The organism is Mesorhizobium sp. B2-4-7, from assembly GCF_006442685.1.
Lineage (GTDB): Bacteria > Pseudomonadota > Alphaproteobacteria > Rhizobiales > Rhizobiaceae > Mesorhizobium.
Map to the genome: position 1 here is coordinate 182,795 of NZ_VFVH01000011.1, position 13,824 is coordinate 196,618.

The window sequence follows — 13,824 nt, forward strand, 5'->3', positions numbered from 1 at the left end:
CACTGAACTGCTGGCGTTCCTTCGCGCCATAAGATCGAGTAGGGGCCAGAGCGGCAATGACGTTGGAATTGACTGCCGAGGACCAATCCATGCTCGACGGCGAGCAAGGGCCGTCGGCGGCCGCGGCCATGAAGATCCTCGTCGCCTTTTCCAAAGCCGTCGGAGCGGACAGCCTCCTCGACATTGCCGGCGCCCATATCGATGGCTGCCTCTACCATGGCACGGCAGGGCTCGATTTCGTCGAACGGCTGGTCGAGGGCGGCGGCCGCGTGCAGGTGCCGACGACGCTCAATGTCGGCTCATTCGATCTCATCCATCCCGGCATGGTGAAGATGCCCGCGGCGGAGGAAGCGCCGGCGCGGCGGCTGATGAAGGCGCATGTCGAGCTCGGCTGCCAGGCGACCTTCACCTGCGCGCCCTACCAGACGCGGTTCCGGCCAGATTTCGGGCAGCAGATCGCCTGGGGCGAATCCAACGCCATCGTGTTTGCAAATTCGGTGATCGGCGCGCGCACCAACCGCTATGGCGATTTCATCGACCTGTGCTGCGCCATGACGGGCCGCGCGCCGGCCTGGGGCCTGCATCTGAGCGAGAACCGGCGCGGCCGCATCCTGTTCGAGCTGGACTTTGCTGAGCCAGAGCCGAGCGACGCCCTGTTCGTCGGCGTCGGACTGATCATCGGGCAACCCAGCGGCGATCGCGTTCCGGTTGTCACAGGTCTGCCACGGCCGCGCGACGAGGACCAGCTGAAGGCGCTGGGCGCGGCAGCAGCGACTACCGGCGCCGTGGCGCTGTTCCATGCGGTCGGCATCACGCCCGAAGCGGGAACGCTCGACGAGGCGTTCCATGGTCAAGCGCCGGAAGAGACGATCCGCATCACGCGCGCCGATATCGATCATGCACTGGCCAAGCTGTCGCGCGTACCCGACGGGGCGCCGCTGGCGGCCGTGTCGCTGGGCACTCCGCATTTCTCGCATGCGGAATGGATGCGCCTGCTGCCCTTGCTGCGTGCCATCGCGCCGGGCAGGGGCATCCCGATCTATGTCAACACCGGTCGCGCGACGCTGACGCGATTGCAGGAGGAGGGCGCGCTTGATGGCACACAGGCGTTCGGCCTGATCCCCGTCGCCGACACCTGCACCTATGTCACTGCGATTCTGGAACGGCTCGACGGCGTGGTGATGACCAATTCCGGCAAATGGGCGCATTACGCTCCGGGCAATATCGGCGTGACGGTTGCGTTCGCGGATATGGCGGATTGCATCCGCTCCGCCGCGGTGGGGCATGTCGTGCGGGGCGCGTCATGACCGCGCCGGTGGAACCGGGCGTCGTCCAGCGATCCGGCACCTTCCAACTGGCCGGGAGTGCCGAGGGCCGGGCGTTGGTATTCTCGCAACCGCTGAGCTTCTGGGGCGGCGTTGATGCCACGACAGGCGACATAACGGATCACTCGCATCCTGGCCTCGGCCAGAACGTCGCCGGGAAAATCCTGATCATGCCGAGCGGGCGCGGCTCCTCGTCCTCATCCTCGGTGCTGGCCGAGGCAATCCGCAGGGGCACGGCTCCGGCCGGCATCCTCCTGGAACGGCCTGACCCGATCCTGGCAGTGGGCGCCATCGTCGCGGAATTTCTCCACGGGATCAGCATGCCGCTGGTGGTCTGCGACATTAACGGCATTGTTTCCGGCGAGCGGATCGCGATCGATGTCGGCGGGGATGACAGGGCAATTGTCCGCAAGGAAACCGTTTCCTGACCAAGCTCGACGCGGACGACGAAGGCAGTTGCGGCTTCGCTCCCCGCCAAATCTCATTTCTTTCAAAACGGCCTTCCGTTCGAACAAACTTTTCGCCCGGCCCGAAACATTGGCACGATATTCCAAGCGGCGCGGTTGACCGGAGGCGGGTTGTCTAGCCTATAATTCTACTAAATTCATAGACTAACTTCGTCCGGCGCTGCACGGCATGGTCCGTCTGAGCGGCAGCAAGAAGGGAGCGCATTGATGCCGAAGACAGAATCCAACTCGATCGAGCTTGGCACCAAAGCGGCCGATTTCCTGCTGCCCGACGCACAAGGCGTGCTGCACCGGCTCGGCGATTTCGATGCAAAGCCCGCCTTGCTCGTCGCCTTTATCTCCAACCGCTGCCCTTTCGTCGTGCTGATCCGCGAGCAGCTTGCCGCTTTCGCCAGGGAATATGCGGGCAAGGGGCTGCAAGTGGTGGCCATCAATGCCAACGACCATGAGGCGCATCCCGAAGAGACGCTGGCCCGCATCGGCGAGGAAGTGGAGAAATTCGGCTATTCCTTCCCCTATCTCAAGGATGCCTCGCAGCAGACGGCGAAAGCCTATGGCGCGGCCTGTACACCCGACTTCTTCCTGTTCGGCGCCGGCCGGCGGCTTGCCTATCATGGCCAGTTCGACGATGCGCGGCCGGGCAATGGCAAGGCGGTGACGGGTAACGACCTGCGCGCGGCGGTCGACGCGGTGCTGGAGGGCGGCAGGCCCGCCGCCGGCCAGGTGCCGTCGATCGGCTGCAACATCAAATGGAGCGCCGGCAATGAGCCGGCGTGGTTCTCGGGCGCTGCACGCGCTGCTTAGCGCCTCGCACTCCTTCGCAGAGCATCCATGTCCATGCCTCAAAAATCCGCGTCCGACAGGCTGCAACTCCAGACCGACGTGCTCGTGCTGGGCGGAGGCCCGTCCGCAGCCTGGGCGGCGGTCGCCGCTGCCGAAAGGGGCGCGCAGGTGGTGCTGGCCGACAAGGGCTATCTCGGCACCAGCGGCGCCACCGCGCCGTCCAATACGGGTACCTGGTGCGTACCGCCGGGCGACAACAGGCATGCGGTGGTCGAGCGACGCTGGCAGCGCACTGGCGAGCTTGCGGACCAGCGCTGGATGCTGCGCTGCGTCGACACGGCCTATCGCAACCTGCTCAGGCTTTCCGAGTGGGGCTATCCGTTCCCAAGCGAGGATGACGGCCGGCTCTACATCGCCAATCTGCGCGGGCCCGACTACATGCGCTTCATGCGCCGCCGTGTGCTTCTGGCTGGCGTTACCGTGCTCGACCATCATCCGGCGCTGGAACTCCTGTCGGATGGCGATGCCGTCGTAGGCGCGGCCGGTATCGGCCGGCAGGCCGGCCAGGACTGGCGCGTCGACGCCAACGCAGTGGTGCTGGCGACCGGCGGCTGCGCTTTCCGTGAGCGCATCCTCGGCGGGACTGGACTGACCGGCGACGGCTATCTGATGGCGGCGGAGGCCGGTGCCAGCCTGTCGGGCATGGAGTTTACCGGCAAATACACGTTGGCGCCCTTTGGGTCTTCGCTGAACAAGGGGCTGCCGTTCCGCTGGGCCTCATTCCATCGCGAGGATGGATCGCCGATCCTAGGCCCTGCCGGTGAGCCGCTGCGCAACGGCATCGGCGACCGCGAGGACGAGGTGGCGCGCGCATTGATCGGGGGACCGGTCTATGCGCGGCTCGATCAGGCGGAGCCGGCGCTGCAAGGCTGGTTGCGCCAAGGGCAGCCGAACTGCTTCGTGCCTTATGACCGCGCCGGTGTCGATCCATTCACCGAGCTGTTCCGCATCACCCTGCGCGCCGAAGGCACGGTACGCGGTACCGGCGGCATCGACATCGTCTCCGACGACTGCGCCACCGGCGTGCCCGGCCTCTATGTCGCAGGCGACGCCGCCAGCCGCGAGATCATGACCGGAGCGGTATCGGGCGGCGGCGCCGTCAATTCCTCCTGGGCGCTGGCCAGCGGCTGGTGGGCGGGCAAGGGCGCCTCGACCCATTCGAAGCGTCGCGGCGGCAGGGCGTTCCGCGACACCGTCGAACCACTCGGTCAGGCCGGCCTGCGCCCGGCGGCCTCGCCGCGTGCCGACATCGCTGCAGGCGAGGTCATCGAGGCGGTGCGCAACGAGGTGACGCCGCTCGACAAAAATTTCTTCCGCAACGGCGAGAGCTTGGAGAAAAGCCGGGGGCGGCTGGAGAGTGTCTGGCGCGACGTGCGCGACCATCTGCGGGGCGAAGGGGTGGACCGGGTCCGCGCGCGCGAGGCGGCGTCGATCGCCGCCGCGGGGCGCTGGTCGGTGGCGGCCGCGCTGTATCGGACAGAAAGCCGCGGCATGCATCGGCGCACCGATCTGCAGGGCAAGAACCCGGCCCTCGCGCATCGGCTGGTCATCACCGGCGTCGACGACTTCCGCATTGCCGGGGCGCCGGAGCGCCTGGCGGAGCTGGCGTCATGATCGAGATCGTCTCGGCCGCGCGCTGCGTCGAATGCGACATCTGCGTCAAGGTGTGCCCGACCAATGTGTTCGACGCTACCAAGGACGGCGCGCCTGTGATCGCCCGTCAGGACGACTGCCAGACCTGCTTTCTCTGTGAAATCTACTGCCCGACCGACGCGCTTTACGTGGCCGAGTTCGCCGAGGGGCCGACCGGCATCACGGAAGCGCAGGTCGAGGCACGTCAACTGTTCGGCGGCTACGCCCGCGCGCTCGGCTGGAAGCGCGGCAAGGCCGGCGGCTCTGAATTCGACCCGACGCACCGCATCCGCGTGGCGCAATAGGAAGCGACAGGACATGGACCGCATCGTCGTCAGCGATATCAAGAAGACCTTTCTGCTCAAGCCGGGGCAGTTCGTCACCGTCGACGGCGAGGAGACCGACCGCGTCACCGTGCTCGACGGCGTCGATCTTTCGATCCGCAAAGGCGAGTTCATCACTTTGGTCGGCCCGAGCGGCTCGGGCAAATCTGTGCTGCTCGACATCATCGGCGGGCTGACGCAGGCGAGCGGCGGCGATGTCCAGCTCGACGGCCGGCGCATCACCAGGCCGGATCCTAAGACCGGCTATGTCTTCCAACAATATGCGCTGTTTCCCTGGCGCACGGCGCTGGCCAACATCGAATACGCGCTGGAGGTGCGTGGCGTCGCCAAGGCCGAGCGCACGGTGACGGCGCGCCATTTGTTATCGTTGTTCGGTCTTGCCGGTTTTGAGGACCGTTTCCCCAACCAGCTCTCCGGGGGCATGCAGCAGCGCGTGGCGATCGCCCGCGCCTTGGCGAGCAACCCGGAAGTGCTTTTGATGGATGAACCCTTCGCCGCACTCGACCAGCAGACGCGCGAGCTCCTGCAGGGCGAGTTGCTGCGGATCTGGGGCAAGATCAAGACAACAGTGATCTTCGTTACCCATTCGATCGACGAGGCAATCTTCCTCGCTGACCGCGTGGTGGTGATGACGGCGCGGCCGGGCGCGGTGAAGGAGATCATAGACATCGACCTGCCACGGCCGCGCGACGGGGACATCCGCGCCAGCGCCGGATTCAACGGATATCGCGGCCGCGTCTGGGACGCGCTGCGCGATGAGGTCAACAAGGCGCAAAAGGACTGGACGCTGTCGCCAGCCTTCAGTCATTGAGGAGGTAGAGCCATGGCTTATCTTACCGAAAAGTTCGGCCCTGCCGGCGCTCTTCATCTGTTTGCCGGCGCCGGCGAGACGGCGGCCGCAGCAAGAGTCCCGGCCATCACCGCCCACAGTGCCAAGGTCCGGCGCAAAGGGACGAGCCACGGGACTTTCCTTTACGGCTTGCCGCTGCTCGGCCTGTTCTTTCTCGTGTGGGAAATCGCGCCACGGCTCGGCTGGCTGAACCGCATCTTCTTTCCGCCGCTGAGCGAGGTGCTGGTCGCTTGGTGGAACCTGCTCGCCTCGGGCGTTCTGGTCGAACATATCGGCATCAGCCTGCAGCGCGCTGCGATCGGCTTCGCTTTCGGCGTGGTGGTGGCCATTCCGCTCGGCCTGCTGATGGGGCGCTACTCGCTGTTCGAGAAGGTCTCTGACCTGCTTGTGCAGACGCTGCGCAACACCTCGCAATTCGCGCTGCTTCCGGTGTTCATCCTTTTGCTCGGCATCGGCGAGGAATCGAAGGTGGCGATCACCTTCTACTCCTCGGTCTTCTTTCTGCTGGTCAACACGATCAGCGGCGTCAAGTCGGTCGATCCGCTGCTGATCAAGGCGGCGCGCTCGATGGGTACGTCCGACTTCGACCTGTTCCGGAAGGTTATCCTGCCGGCCAGCATCCCCTCTGTTGTCGCCGGCGCAAGGCTGGCGGTGAAGTCGTCGCTGTTCGCGGTGATCGGCGCCGAGATGCTGGCGGCCAAATCCGGCCTCGGTTTCCTTATTCAGAACTCGCAGTTGATGATGGAAACGGCGGACATGTATGCCGGCATCCTGACGCTGACCGTCATCGGGCTCACCGTCAACTATTTGCTCGTCTGGTTCGAGCGCTGGGCGACCGCCTGGAAAGGCCAGTCCGAGTCCTCGCTCATCTGAGCCGTTCACTCATTCCAATCAGCAAGGATTTTCCTCATGTCCAACATTGCATTCGACGGATTTCGCCGGCTGTTCCTGAAGGGCGCCATTGCCGTCGTCATCGGCCTTGGCGGCATGCCCGCCTTCGCGCAGGACAAGCCCGAATTCATCCGCATCGGCAGCACCGCGCCGGGGCACCTCAAATTCGTCCTCGCACAGAAGGACGGCTGGTGGGAAAAGGAGTTCGCCAAGGACGGCATCAAGGTCGAACTTGTCACCTTCAATGGCGGCTCCGAGGCGACGACGGCGCTTGCGACAGGCGCCATCGAATTCACCTATACCGGCAACAATCCCGCGTTGCGCGTCGCCGCCTCCGGCGCCGATGTCAAGCTGATTGGCCTGTCGAGCTATGTGCGGTCGGGCGGCTCGTATATCGTGGTCAAATCCGACTCTCCACTGAAGACGCTGCAGGACCTCAAAGGCAAGAAGGTCGCCTATCTCACCGGTACGGTGCGGCACTCGAATTTCAGCAAGGCGCTGAACAGCGTCGGCCTGACGACCGGTGATGTCGAGGGATTGAACCTGCCTTTCGAGGCATCCGGCCCGGCACTGCTGCGCGGCGACATCGACGCCCTCGTCGAAACGGATTCGACCGCGGCCAAGCTGGTCGACACCGGCGAGGCACGGGTGCTCTTCGACACCAGCACCCATCCGGAATGGAACGTGCCGAACGTTATTTCGGTCAACGGTGCCTTCGCGGCGAAATATCCCGACCTGGTCAAGCGGCTGCTGAAGGTCGACATCGAGATTTCGCGCTGGGCCGATGCCCATCCCGACGAGACGATCAAGGCATTCGTCGAGGCGACCAAGTCGTCGGAGAAATCGGTACGCAAGACCTATGCGGACGGCGTTTTCCACCAGGATCCGAGGCTGACCGACGATGCGATCGAGGCGCTCAAGGGCGAAGAGAAATTCATGGCCGGTGCCGGGCTTTTGAAGGGCTCGATCGACTACGGCAAATGGATCGACAAGAGCTTTGTCGACGCGGCCGGCGCGGAAGTCGCGGCCGTCCAGTAGCGGGCGTGCTGAACGGGCAGGGGTTCCGGCGCCGCTCCATTTCAGAGAGTGTCAGATCTCCGGGATGTTCTCCTTGAAGATCACCTGGAGCCTCGGCTGGTGCAATTCGTAAGGCAGTCTCCGGACCGCGTGGGTCAAGGTGTTGAGCGCTTCGCGCGCTTCGACGCGCGGGTTCTGGTCGATGACCGCGTCGAGCGTGCCGTCGAGCAGAAGCTCCTTGGTGCCTTCGGTTACCTCATGGCCGAGGAAAACCATCGATATCGCACGGCCGCGCTCCTTGAGCGCGCGGGCAATGCCGGTGTTGCCCGCGCCGACATTGTAGATCGCGGCCAGGTCGGGGTGCCGCTCCAGAAGGGCTGATGCCTCCGAATAGGCCTTTTCGCGGTCGTCAAGCATCTCGCGCATTTCGACGATCTCCAGATTGGGCGATTCCTCGGCCAATATGTGCCGGAATCCCATCTCGCGTTCCTCATGGCCGCGATAGGAGAGCGAGCCGGCGAACAGCGCCACCTTGCCAGGACGTTCCGACCCCATGAAACGGTTGAGCAAATAGCCCGCCAGCCGTCCGGCGGCGCGGTTGTCGATGCCGATATACGCGACCCTTGGCACATGCAGGATGTCGGAGGCGATGGTCACCACCTTGACGTCGTTGGCCGACAGCGAGCGGATCGCCTCGCGCACCGTCGGATGGTCGAGCGCGATGACGCCGACGCCCTGAGTCTGGCCGCGCAGATCCTGCAAAAGGCGTGCGAGCCGGTCGGGATTGAAGCCCTCTATGGTGGCGATGTGGACATCGAGATTCGGCCGCGCCAAGGCTTGGGCTTCGATGTGGCGATGCAGCATCTTGATGAAGGAATTGGTGCCGGCCGGCAGCGCGAAGTCGAGCCGGATGACATCGCCGGACAAGGGCTTGAGAGGCGCCCCGTTCGCGCCTTCGGCGATGTAGCCAAGACGCCGCGCCATTTCGAGCACGATTTCGCGCGTGCGCGCCCGCACACCCGGACGGTTGTTGAGAACACGGTCGACGGTGGCGGCGGAAACGCCGGCTTCCCGGGCTATGTCAGTCAGGGTGGAACGCACCGTCTTTCATCTCCTCAATGCATCAGGATCACGCAATGCCGACCGCCGGCCGGGTGGCGACTGCTCTTCGCCATCCGCGATTCTGATGGGAAATGATGTATCCGGCCTTGGCCGATGCGCAAGCAGCCAGGCTAAATCAGATCGCCCGGCAGGATCGCGTCGGCATGGGAAAATAGATTTCCCATCAAATCGAGGCATCATGAGCGCTAGATGGATCTCCGTATGACGCATTTCCCTGCCTCGTTGCGATGTTATGAGGTGTTTTGATTATTTATGATGTTGACAGCCTTCCCGTACTGCCGTCAATGTCCCTCATGGCTGTGGAGGAAACATTGGCCCTGAGGGAGGAATTCCAATGCCTGATCCGATCCGCATGCCGCGGCTCCGGTTGCCAGCATCTGGAAGCGCGTTGGCGAGATGACGACGGCCGCGAAGACAGATTCTGGGAGGAAGAGATGGCAGGCAAAGGCTTCGAGCCGGACGTGAAGGTTCGCACCAGGGAATTCAAGATCGGCTGCGTCGGCGCCGGCATGATCATGGCCGAATGCCATCTCGCGGCCTATAAGGAAGCAGGCTTTCCTGTCGTGGCGATCGCTTCGCGCACAAGGGCGAATGCGCAGAAGGTCGCCACGCGCTGGGGCATTCCGACCGTCCACGACACGCCGGAACGACTGATCGAGGATCCGCAAGTCGAGATCATCGACCTGGCTTTCCCACCGGACCAGCAGCCGGCGCTGATCCGCCACGCGCTGGAGCAGAAGCACATCAAGGCGATCCTGGCGCAGAAGCCGCTGGCGCTGTCGGTCGAGGAAGCGGTGAAGCTGCGCGACGAGGCGGCGAAGGCTGGCAAGATCCTCTCGGTCAACCAGAACATGCGCTACGACCAGTCGATGCGCGTGCTGAAGCAGATCATCGACAGCGGCGCGCTCGGCGACGTCGTCTTCGCGCAGATCGACATGCATGCGATCCCGCACTGGCAAGGCTTCCTCGAGGAGTACGACCGGCTGACGCTTGCCAATATGAGCGTGCATCATCTCGACGTGCTGCGTTTCCTGTTCGGCGATCCCGATGAGATCACCACGCTGACGCGCAAGGATCCGCGCACGACTTTCGAACACACCGACGGCATCACCGTCTCGACGCTGCGCTTCCCGTCCGGCGTGCTTGCCGTGTCGCTCGAGGATGTCTGGTCCGGCCCACGCCAGGAAGGCTACAAGGACGACCAGCACATCAACTGGCGCGTCGACGGCACCAAGGGCGTCGCCAAGGGCACGATCGGCTGGCCGACCGGTGCGGCCTCCACGCTCACCTATGCCTCGGCCGAGACGACGGATGGCGAGTGGGTGAGCCCAAGCTGGGACACGATGTGGTTCCCGCATGCTTTCATCGGCGTGATGGAACAACTCCAGCACGCGGTGAAGACAGGCACGCCACCGGCGCTTTCCGTCGCCGACAACGTCAAGACCATGGCGCTGGTAGAGGCGGGTTACCGCTCGATCGCTTCGGGCCGCACGGTCAAGCTTTCCGAAATCTCGACAAACCCGATCAATTGAAATCACTGGTAACTGAATCGCTTACAGGGAGGAATTCACACCATGATGCAGGCAGGTATTTTCACGGGCTATTTCCCGTACGGCCTCGAAGAGACGGCGAAGAAGATCCGCGGGCTCGGTTTCAACACGGTGCAGCTCGATCTGCATTTCAGGGATATCGACCTGTCGGCCGGGCAGATCACCAAAGACAAGGCCAAGACCGTGCGCGATGTCTTCCGCGACCACAACCTGCCGGTCTGCTGCGTGTCGGGCTACACCAACATCATCCATCCCGACAAGGCAGAGCGCGACAAGCGCGTCGGCTACCTCAAGGAAATCATCCGCAACGCCCGCCATTTCGGCTCGCCCTACGTGATCTCGGAAACCGGCACCTACAACACCGAATCCGACTGGGTGCACCACCCCAAGAACAAGACCGAGGAGGGGTTCGAGGAATGCCGCAAGGTGATCGCTGATCTTGCGCAAACCGCCTATGACCATGGCGCGGTCTTCCTGCTCGAAACCTATGTCAACAACGTCGTCGGCTCGGTCGAGGAAACGGTCAAGATGTTCGCGCAGGTCGACCATCCCGGCCTGGGCCTCTTGATGGACCCGACCAACTACTTCGAGACGCACAACATCGACAGGATGGACCAGATCCTGAACCAGGTGTTCGACACGTTGACGGACAAAATCAAGATAGCGCATGCCAAGGACGTCAAGCGCTCGGGCAGCGACAAGTCGGAAAAGCACGCCGACATCGGCGATGAGGATGCCATGGAAAGCCACACCTTCCGCGGCGTCGGCGAGATCGAACTGCCGGCGCCCGGCCTCGGCTCGCTCAACTACGACCTTTATCTTCAGCGGCTTGCCGAGAAGCACCCGAACATTCCGGTCATCATCGAGCACCTGTCGGAAGACGACGTGCCGCGCGCCAAGACATTCCTCGACGGGAAGTTCCGCGCCAACGGCCTGTGACGGCCGGCCGCGCCGCCTGTGCATGGCGGCACGGCTCCAAACAAGGAGGAAAGCAATGTTGAAATTTGCATTGAAATTGGCGGCCGCCGCGACTGTGCTTGCCGGCATCGCGTTCGGGTCGGCCGCGCAGGCACAGGACGGCCAGAAGACCTTTTATCTACTGTCGCATGGCGGCCCGTCGGATGCGTTCTGGATCGACTGGAACGCCGGCGCCACAAAGGCCTGCGACCAGCTCAAGGTGACCTGCAAGATCTCCTTCAGCGGCGGCGACATGGCGGCGCAGAAGGAAGCCTTCAATTCCGCGCTTGCCGCCAAGCCCGATGGCATCGCCACCACCTCGGCGCAGCCTGGCCTGTGGACCGAGGAGGTCAAGGCGGCGAAGGCCGCCGGCATCCCGATCGTGTTCTTCAACACCGACGATCCGGCGACGGGGCGGCAGGCCTATGTCGGCGCCGACCTGAAGGAGGCCGGCACGATCTGGGCAAAGTATCTTGTCGACCACAAAATGGTGAAGCAGGGTGACAAGGTCTTTCTGCCGGTCGAAGTCCCCGGCGCAAGCTACCAGCAGCTCGAGACCGAAGGCATCGCCAGCGTCTTCGATCCGCTCGGCATCAAATATGACGTGGTCGATTGCGGCACCGATCCGGCCGGCATCATCGCCAAGATGACCGACTATATGGTTGCCAACAATCCGCCGGCGATCATCGCGCTCGGCGATTCCGTGGCGGCCAGCGTCAAGCGGGTCTTCGACGGCGCCGGCGTGCCGGCAGGCAAAATCCCGGTCGTCGGCTGGGGCAATTCGAAGGAGACGGCGCAAGCCGTCCAGGACGGTTTCGTCAACGCTGCGGCCTGGCAGTACCCATCGGCGCAGGGCTTCATGCCGGTAGCACTGCTCGGGCTTGCCGCCTCGGGCGAGCCAATCGGCTACGACATCCACACTTTCGGTCTCTACGACGCGTCGAGCGTCGAGCCGATCCTCAAACTCTACGACAAGAAGTGAAAATGGACGCCCGCCGCGCCGGCGGCGGGCGCCTGCAAACAGCATGGTTCAGAACGTCATGGCAGTCACCGCGGAAGAGGGCGCAGCAAGCGCCAGGAGCAGGTCGAGGCTGATGCGCTCGCCGCAATTTTCCTCGTTCATCATCCTCGTCGTCCTTCTCGTGGTATTCGCGATCGCGGACGGCAATTTCCTGTCGCCGCTCAACATCTCCAACATGATGGCGTTCCTGCCCGAGCTCGGCATCATCGCGCTCGGCATGACGCTGCTTCTGACGGCCGGCGAGTTCGACCTGTCGGTCGGTGCCGTATTCGGCCTGGCGCCAGTGGTCGTGATGCTTCTGGTGCAGAACGGCGGGGTGGATATCGGCGTCGCCCTTCTGGCTGGACTTTTACTGTGCATCGCGATTGGGGCGATCAATGGGGTGATCGTCACCAAGATCGGCATCTCGTCATTCCTGGTGACCCTGTCCATGCTGCTGATCGTGCGCGGCGCGGCCCTCTACATCACGCAGGGTTTCCCGCTGAAGTCGTGGGACCAGCCTGGCTTCTTCGTGACGCTGCTTGCCGGCAGCTTCAATATCGGCTCGTTCCGCTTCTACACCTCGCTGTGGTGGTTCGTCGGCCTGTCGTTGCTGGCAATCTACGTCCTGCGCTATGCCAAGCTCGGCAACTGGATCAGCGCCATCGGTTCCAACCGCAACGCGGCAGTGGCCCGCGGCGTGCCGGCGGACGCCGTCAAGATATGGCTGTTCATCGCCACCTCGGTGCTGGCCGGGCTTGCCGGCATGATCAGCGCCTTTCGTATTTCGGCCGCTTCGCCGGTGGCCGGCACAGGCTATGAGCTCGAAGTGATCGCCATGGTGGTGGTTGGCGGCACGGCGCTGACCGGCGGACGCGGCACCATCCTGGGCACCATCGTCGGCGCGCTGATGCTGCGCGCCATCCGTAACGGCATCGTGCTCGTCGGCGTGCCCGGCCTCGCCTACAACATCTTCGTCGGCGTGATCATCCTCGCCATGCTCATCCTGCATGCTTTGCTGCAGAAAAACGCGGCAAGGAGCTGACTATGATGCAAGAAGTGCTTCGGCTGCAGAACCTGCAAAAATCCTTCGGCAGCGTGCGCGCGCTGAAGAATGCCTCGCTGACGCTGAGAGAAGGCGAGATAGTGGCCCTGCTCGGCGACAATGGCGCCGGCAAATCGACGCTGATCAAGGCGATCTCCGGCGTCTTCCCGGTCGATCGCGGTGACATCTATGTGCGCGGGCAGAAGGTTTCGATCCGCTCGACGCGCGACGCGATGGATCTCGGCATCGAGACCATCCACCAGGATACGTCGCTGGCGCCGGATCTCAGTATCGCGCGCAACCTCTTCCTCGGCCGCGAACCGGTCAATTTCAAATGGTTGGGCGTGTTTGCGCCGCTCGATCTCGCCAAGCTGCGCGATGCTGCCTCCTCCCTGCTGAAGCGCGTCGGCATATCGAAGAAACTCGACGCCGACGCGCTGGTCTCAACGCTGTCGGGCGGCGAGCGCCAGTCGATCGCCATTTCGCGGGCCATGCAGTTCGCCGCCAAGGTGATCATCCTCGACGAGCCGACCAACAATCTCGGCGTCGAGGAAACCCATGGCGTGCTGCGCTTCGTCAAGGAGATGCGTCAGGCCGGCCATTCGGTGCTGCTCATCACCCACAACATCCATCACGTGTTCGAGGTTGCCGACCGCATCATCGTCATGCGCCGCGGCGAGATCGTTGCCGAGCAGACGGTCGCCGATACCGATCTGCTGACCGTGGAAAGCATCATCACCGGCGCCGACCTGTCGGCTCTGATGAAGAGGGCGCAGTGACG

Annotated in this window: 14 protein-coding genes; 13 read left to right on the plus strand and 1 reads right to left on the minus strand. The window is 63.8% G+C overall.

What is annotated here, in order from left to right; translation table 11 throughout:
- Positions 1 to 56 precede the first annotated feature (56 nt).
- From FJ946_RS25485 to FJ946_RS25520, 8 genes are all read left to right on the plus strand, one after another.
- On the plus strand, positions 57 to 1,307 hold the full coding sequence (locus FJ946_RS25485) for an aconitase X (protein ID WP_140567580.1): 1,251 nt from the start codon (positions 57 to 59) through the stop codon (positions 1,305 to 1,307).
- Positions 1,304 to 1,753, plus strand: a complete 450-nt coding sequence (locus tag FJ946_RS25490; protein WP_140547456.1) for a DUF126 domain-containing protein — start codon at positions 1,304 to 1,306, stop codon at positions 1,751 to 1,753. The genes FJ946_RS25485 and FJ946_RS25490 overlap by 4 nt, the downstream gene beginning before the upstream one ends.
- A 246-nt stretch (positions 1,754 to 1,999) precedes the next feature.
- Positions 2,000 to 2,596 (plus strand): thioredoxin family protein, encoded by a 597-nt coding sequence (locus FJ946_RS25495; RefSeq protein WP_140567578.1) that lies wholly within the window; start codon positions 2,000 to 2,002, stop codon positions 2,594 to 2,596.
- A gap of 27 nt (positions 2,597 to 2,623) precedes the next feature.
- On the plus strand, positions 2,624 to 4,249 hold the full coding sequence (locus FJ946_RS25500) for an FAD-binding protein (protein ID WP_140567575.1): 1,626 nt from the start codon (positions 2,624 to 2,626) through the stop codon (positions 4,247 to 4,249).
- A complete protein-coding gene (locus tag FJ946_RS25505; protein ID WP_140499901.1) occupies positions 4,246 to 4,572 on the plus strand; it encodes a ferredoxin family protein in 327 nt (108 codons plus the stop codon). The genes FJ946_RS25500 and FJ946_RS25505 overlap by 4 nt, the downstream gene beginning before the upstream one ends.
- A gap of 13 nt (positions 4,573 to 4,585) precedes the next feature.
- Positions 4,586 to 5,422: an ABC transporter ATP-binding protein gene (locus tag FJ946_RS25510; protein WP_140499899.1), complete on the plus strand. Its 837-nt coding sequence runs from the start codon at positions 4,586 to 4,588 to the stop codon at positions 5,420 to 5,422.
- A 12-nt stretch (positions 5,423 to 5,434) separates the two neighbouring features.
- Positions 5,435 to 6,334 (plus strand): ABC transporter permease, encoded by a 900-nt coding sequence (locus FJ946_RS25515; protein WP_140561053.1) that lies wholly within the window; start codon positions 5,435 to 5,437, stop codon positions 6,332 to 6,334.
- A 36-nt stretch (positions 6,335 to 6,370) separates the two neighbouring features.
- Complete coding sequence (locus FJ946_RS25520; protein WP_140567572.1) at positions 6,371 to 7,390, plus strand: aliphatic sulfonate ABC transporter substrate-binding protein; 1,020 nt, start codon at positions 6,371 to 6,373, stop codon at positions 7,388 to 7,390.
- Between the two features lie 51 nt (positions 7,391 to 7,441).
- Here FJ946_RS25520 and FJ946_RS25525 read toward each other — a convergent pair whose 3' ends face one another.
- Positions 7,442 to 8,470 carry a LacI family DNA-binding transcriptional regulator gene (locus FJ946_RS25525; protein ID WP_140567570.1) on the minus strand — a complete coding sequence of 343 codons (1,029 nt, stop codon included), beginning with the start codon at positions 8,468 to 8,470 and terminating at the stop codon, positions 7,442 to 7,444.
- A gap of 455 nt (positions 8,471 to 8,925) precedes the next feature.
- Between FJ946_RS25525 and FJ946_RS25530 the strand changes: the two genes are divergently transcribed.
- From FJ946_RS25530 to FJ946_RS25550, 5 genes are read left to right on the plus strand one after another with little or no spacing between them, the layout of a single operon-like run.
- Positions 8,926 to 10,023 (plus strand): Gfo/Idh/MocA family oxidoreductase, encoded by a 1,098-nt coding sequence (locus FJ946_RS25530; protein ID WP_140499892.1) that lies wholly within the window; start codon positions 8,926 to 8,928, stop codon positions 10,021 to 10,023.
- A gap of 42 nt (positions 10,024 to 10,065) precedes the next feature.
- Entirely contained in the window at positions 10,066 to 10,980 is a 915-nt protein-coding gene (locus FJ946_RS25535) for a sugar phosphate isomerase/epimerase (RefSeq protein ID WP_140567567.1), read from the plus strand.
- A gap of 55 nt (positions 10,981 to 11,035) precedes the next feature.
- Entirely contained in the window at positions 11,036 to 11,980 is a 945-nt protein-coding gene (locus FJ946_RS25540; protein ID WP_140499889.1) for a substrate-binding domain-containing protein, read from the plus strand.
- A 43-nt stretch (positions 11,981 to 12,023) separates the two neighbouring features.
- Positions 12,024 to 13,043, plus strand: a complete 1,020-nt coding sequence (locus FJ946_RS25545; RefSeq protein WP_181165269.1) for an ABC transporter permease — start codon at positions 12,024 to 12,026, stop codon at positions 13,041 to 13,043.
- A gap of 2 nt (positions 13,044 to 13,045) precedes the next feature.
- The gene (locus FJ946_RS25550) at positions 13,046 to 13,822 is read left to right on the plus strand and encodes an ATP-binding cassette domain-containing protein (RefSeq protein ID WP_140499887.1); all 777 of its coding nucleotides are present in this window, start codon (positions 13,046 to 13,048) and stop codon (positions 13,820 to 13,822) included.
- Positions 13,823 to 13,824: the final 2 nt, after the last annotated feature.

Coding starts and splice junctions, on each gene's coding strand:
- FJ946_RS25545 (WP_181165269.1), top strand. CDS start 12,024: ATGGTTCAGAACGTCATGGCAGTCACCGCGGAAGAGGGCGCAGCAAGC.
- FJ946_RS25505 (WP_140499901.1), top strand. CDS start 4,246: ATGATCGAGATCGTCTCGGCCGCGCGCTGCGTCGAATGCGACATCTGC.
- FJ946_RS25485 (WP_140567580.1), top strand. CDS start 57: ATGACGTTGGAATTGACTGCCGAGGACCAATCCATGCTCGACGGCGAG.
- FJ946_RS25520 (WP_140567572.1), top strand. CDS start 6,371: ATGTCCAACATTGCATTCGACGGATTTCGCCGGCTGTTCCTGAAGGGC.
- FJ946_RS25535 (WP_140567567.1), top strand. CDS start 10,066: ATGATGCAGGCAGGTATTTTCACGGGCTATTTCCCGTACGGCCTCGAA.
- FJ946_RS25490 (WP_140547456.1), top strand. CDS start 1,304: ATGACCGCGCCGGTGGAACCGGGCGTCGTCCAGCGATCCGGCACCTTC.
- FJ946_RS25515 (WP_140561053.1), top strand. CDS start 5,435: ATGGCTTATCTTACCGAAAAGTTCGGCCCTGCCGGCGCTCTTCATCTG.
- FJ946_RS25530 (WP_140499892.1), top strand. CDS start 8,926: ATGGCAGGCAAAGGCTTCGAGCCGGACGTGAAGGTTCGCACCAGGGAA.
- FJ946_RS25510 (WP_140499899.1), top strand. CDS start 4,586: ATGGACCGCATCGTCGTCAGCGATATCAAGAAGACCTTTCTGCTCAAG.
- FJ946_RS25495 (WP_140567578.1), top strand. CDS start 2,000: ATGCCGAAGACAGAATCCAACTCGATCGAGCTTGGCACCAAAGCGGCC.
- FJ946_RS25540 (WP_140499889.1), top strand. CDS start 11,036: ATGTTGAAATTTGCATTGAAATTGGCGGCCGCCGCGACTGTGCTTGCC.
- FJ946_RS25550 (WP_140499887.1), top strand. CDS start 13,046: ATGATGCAAGAAGTGCTTCGGCTGCAGAACCTGCAAAAATCCTTCGGC.
- FJ946_RS25500 (WP_140567575.1), top strand. CDS start 2,624: ATGTCCATGCCTCAAAAATCCGCGTCCGACAGGCTGCAACTCCAGACC.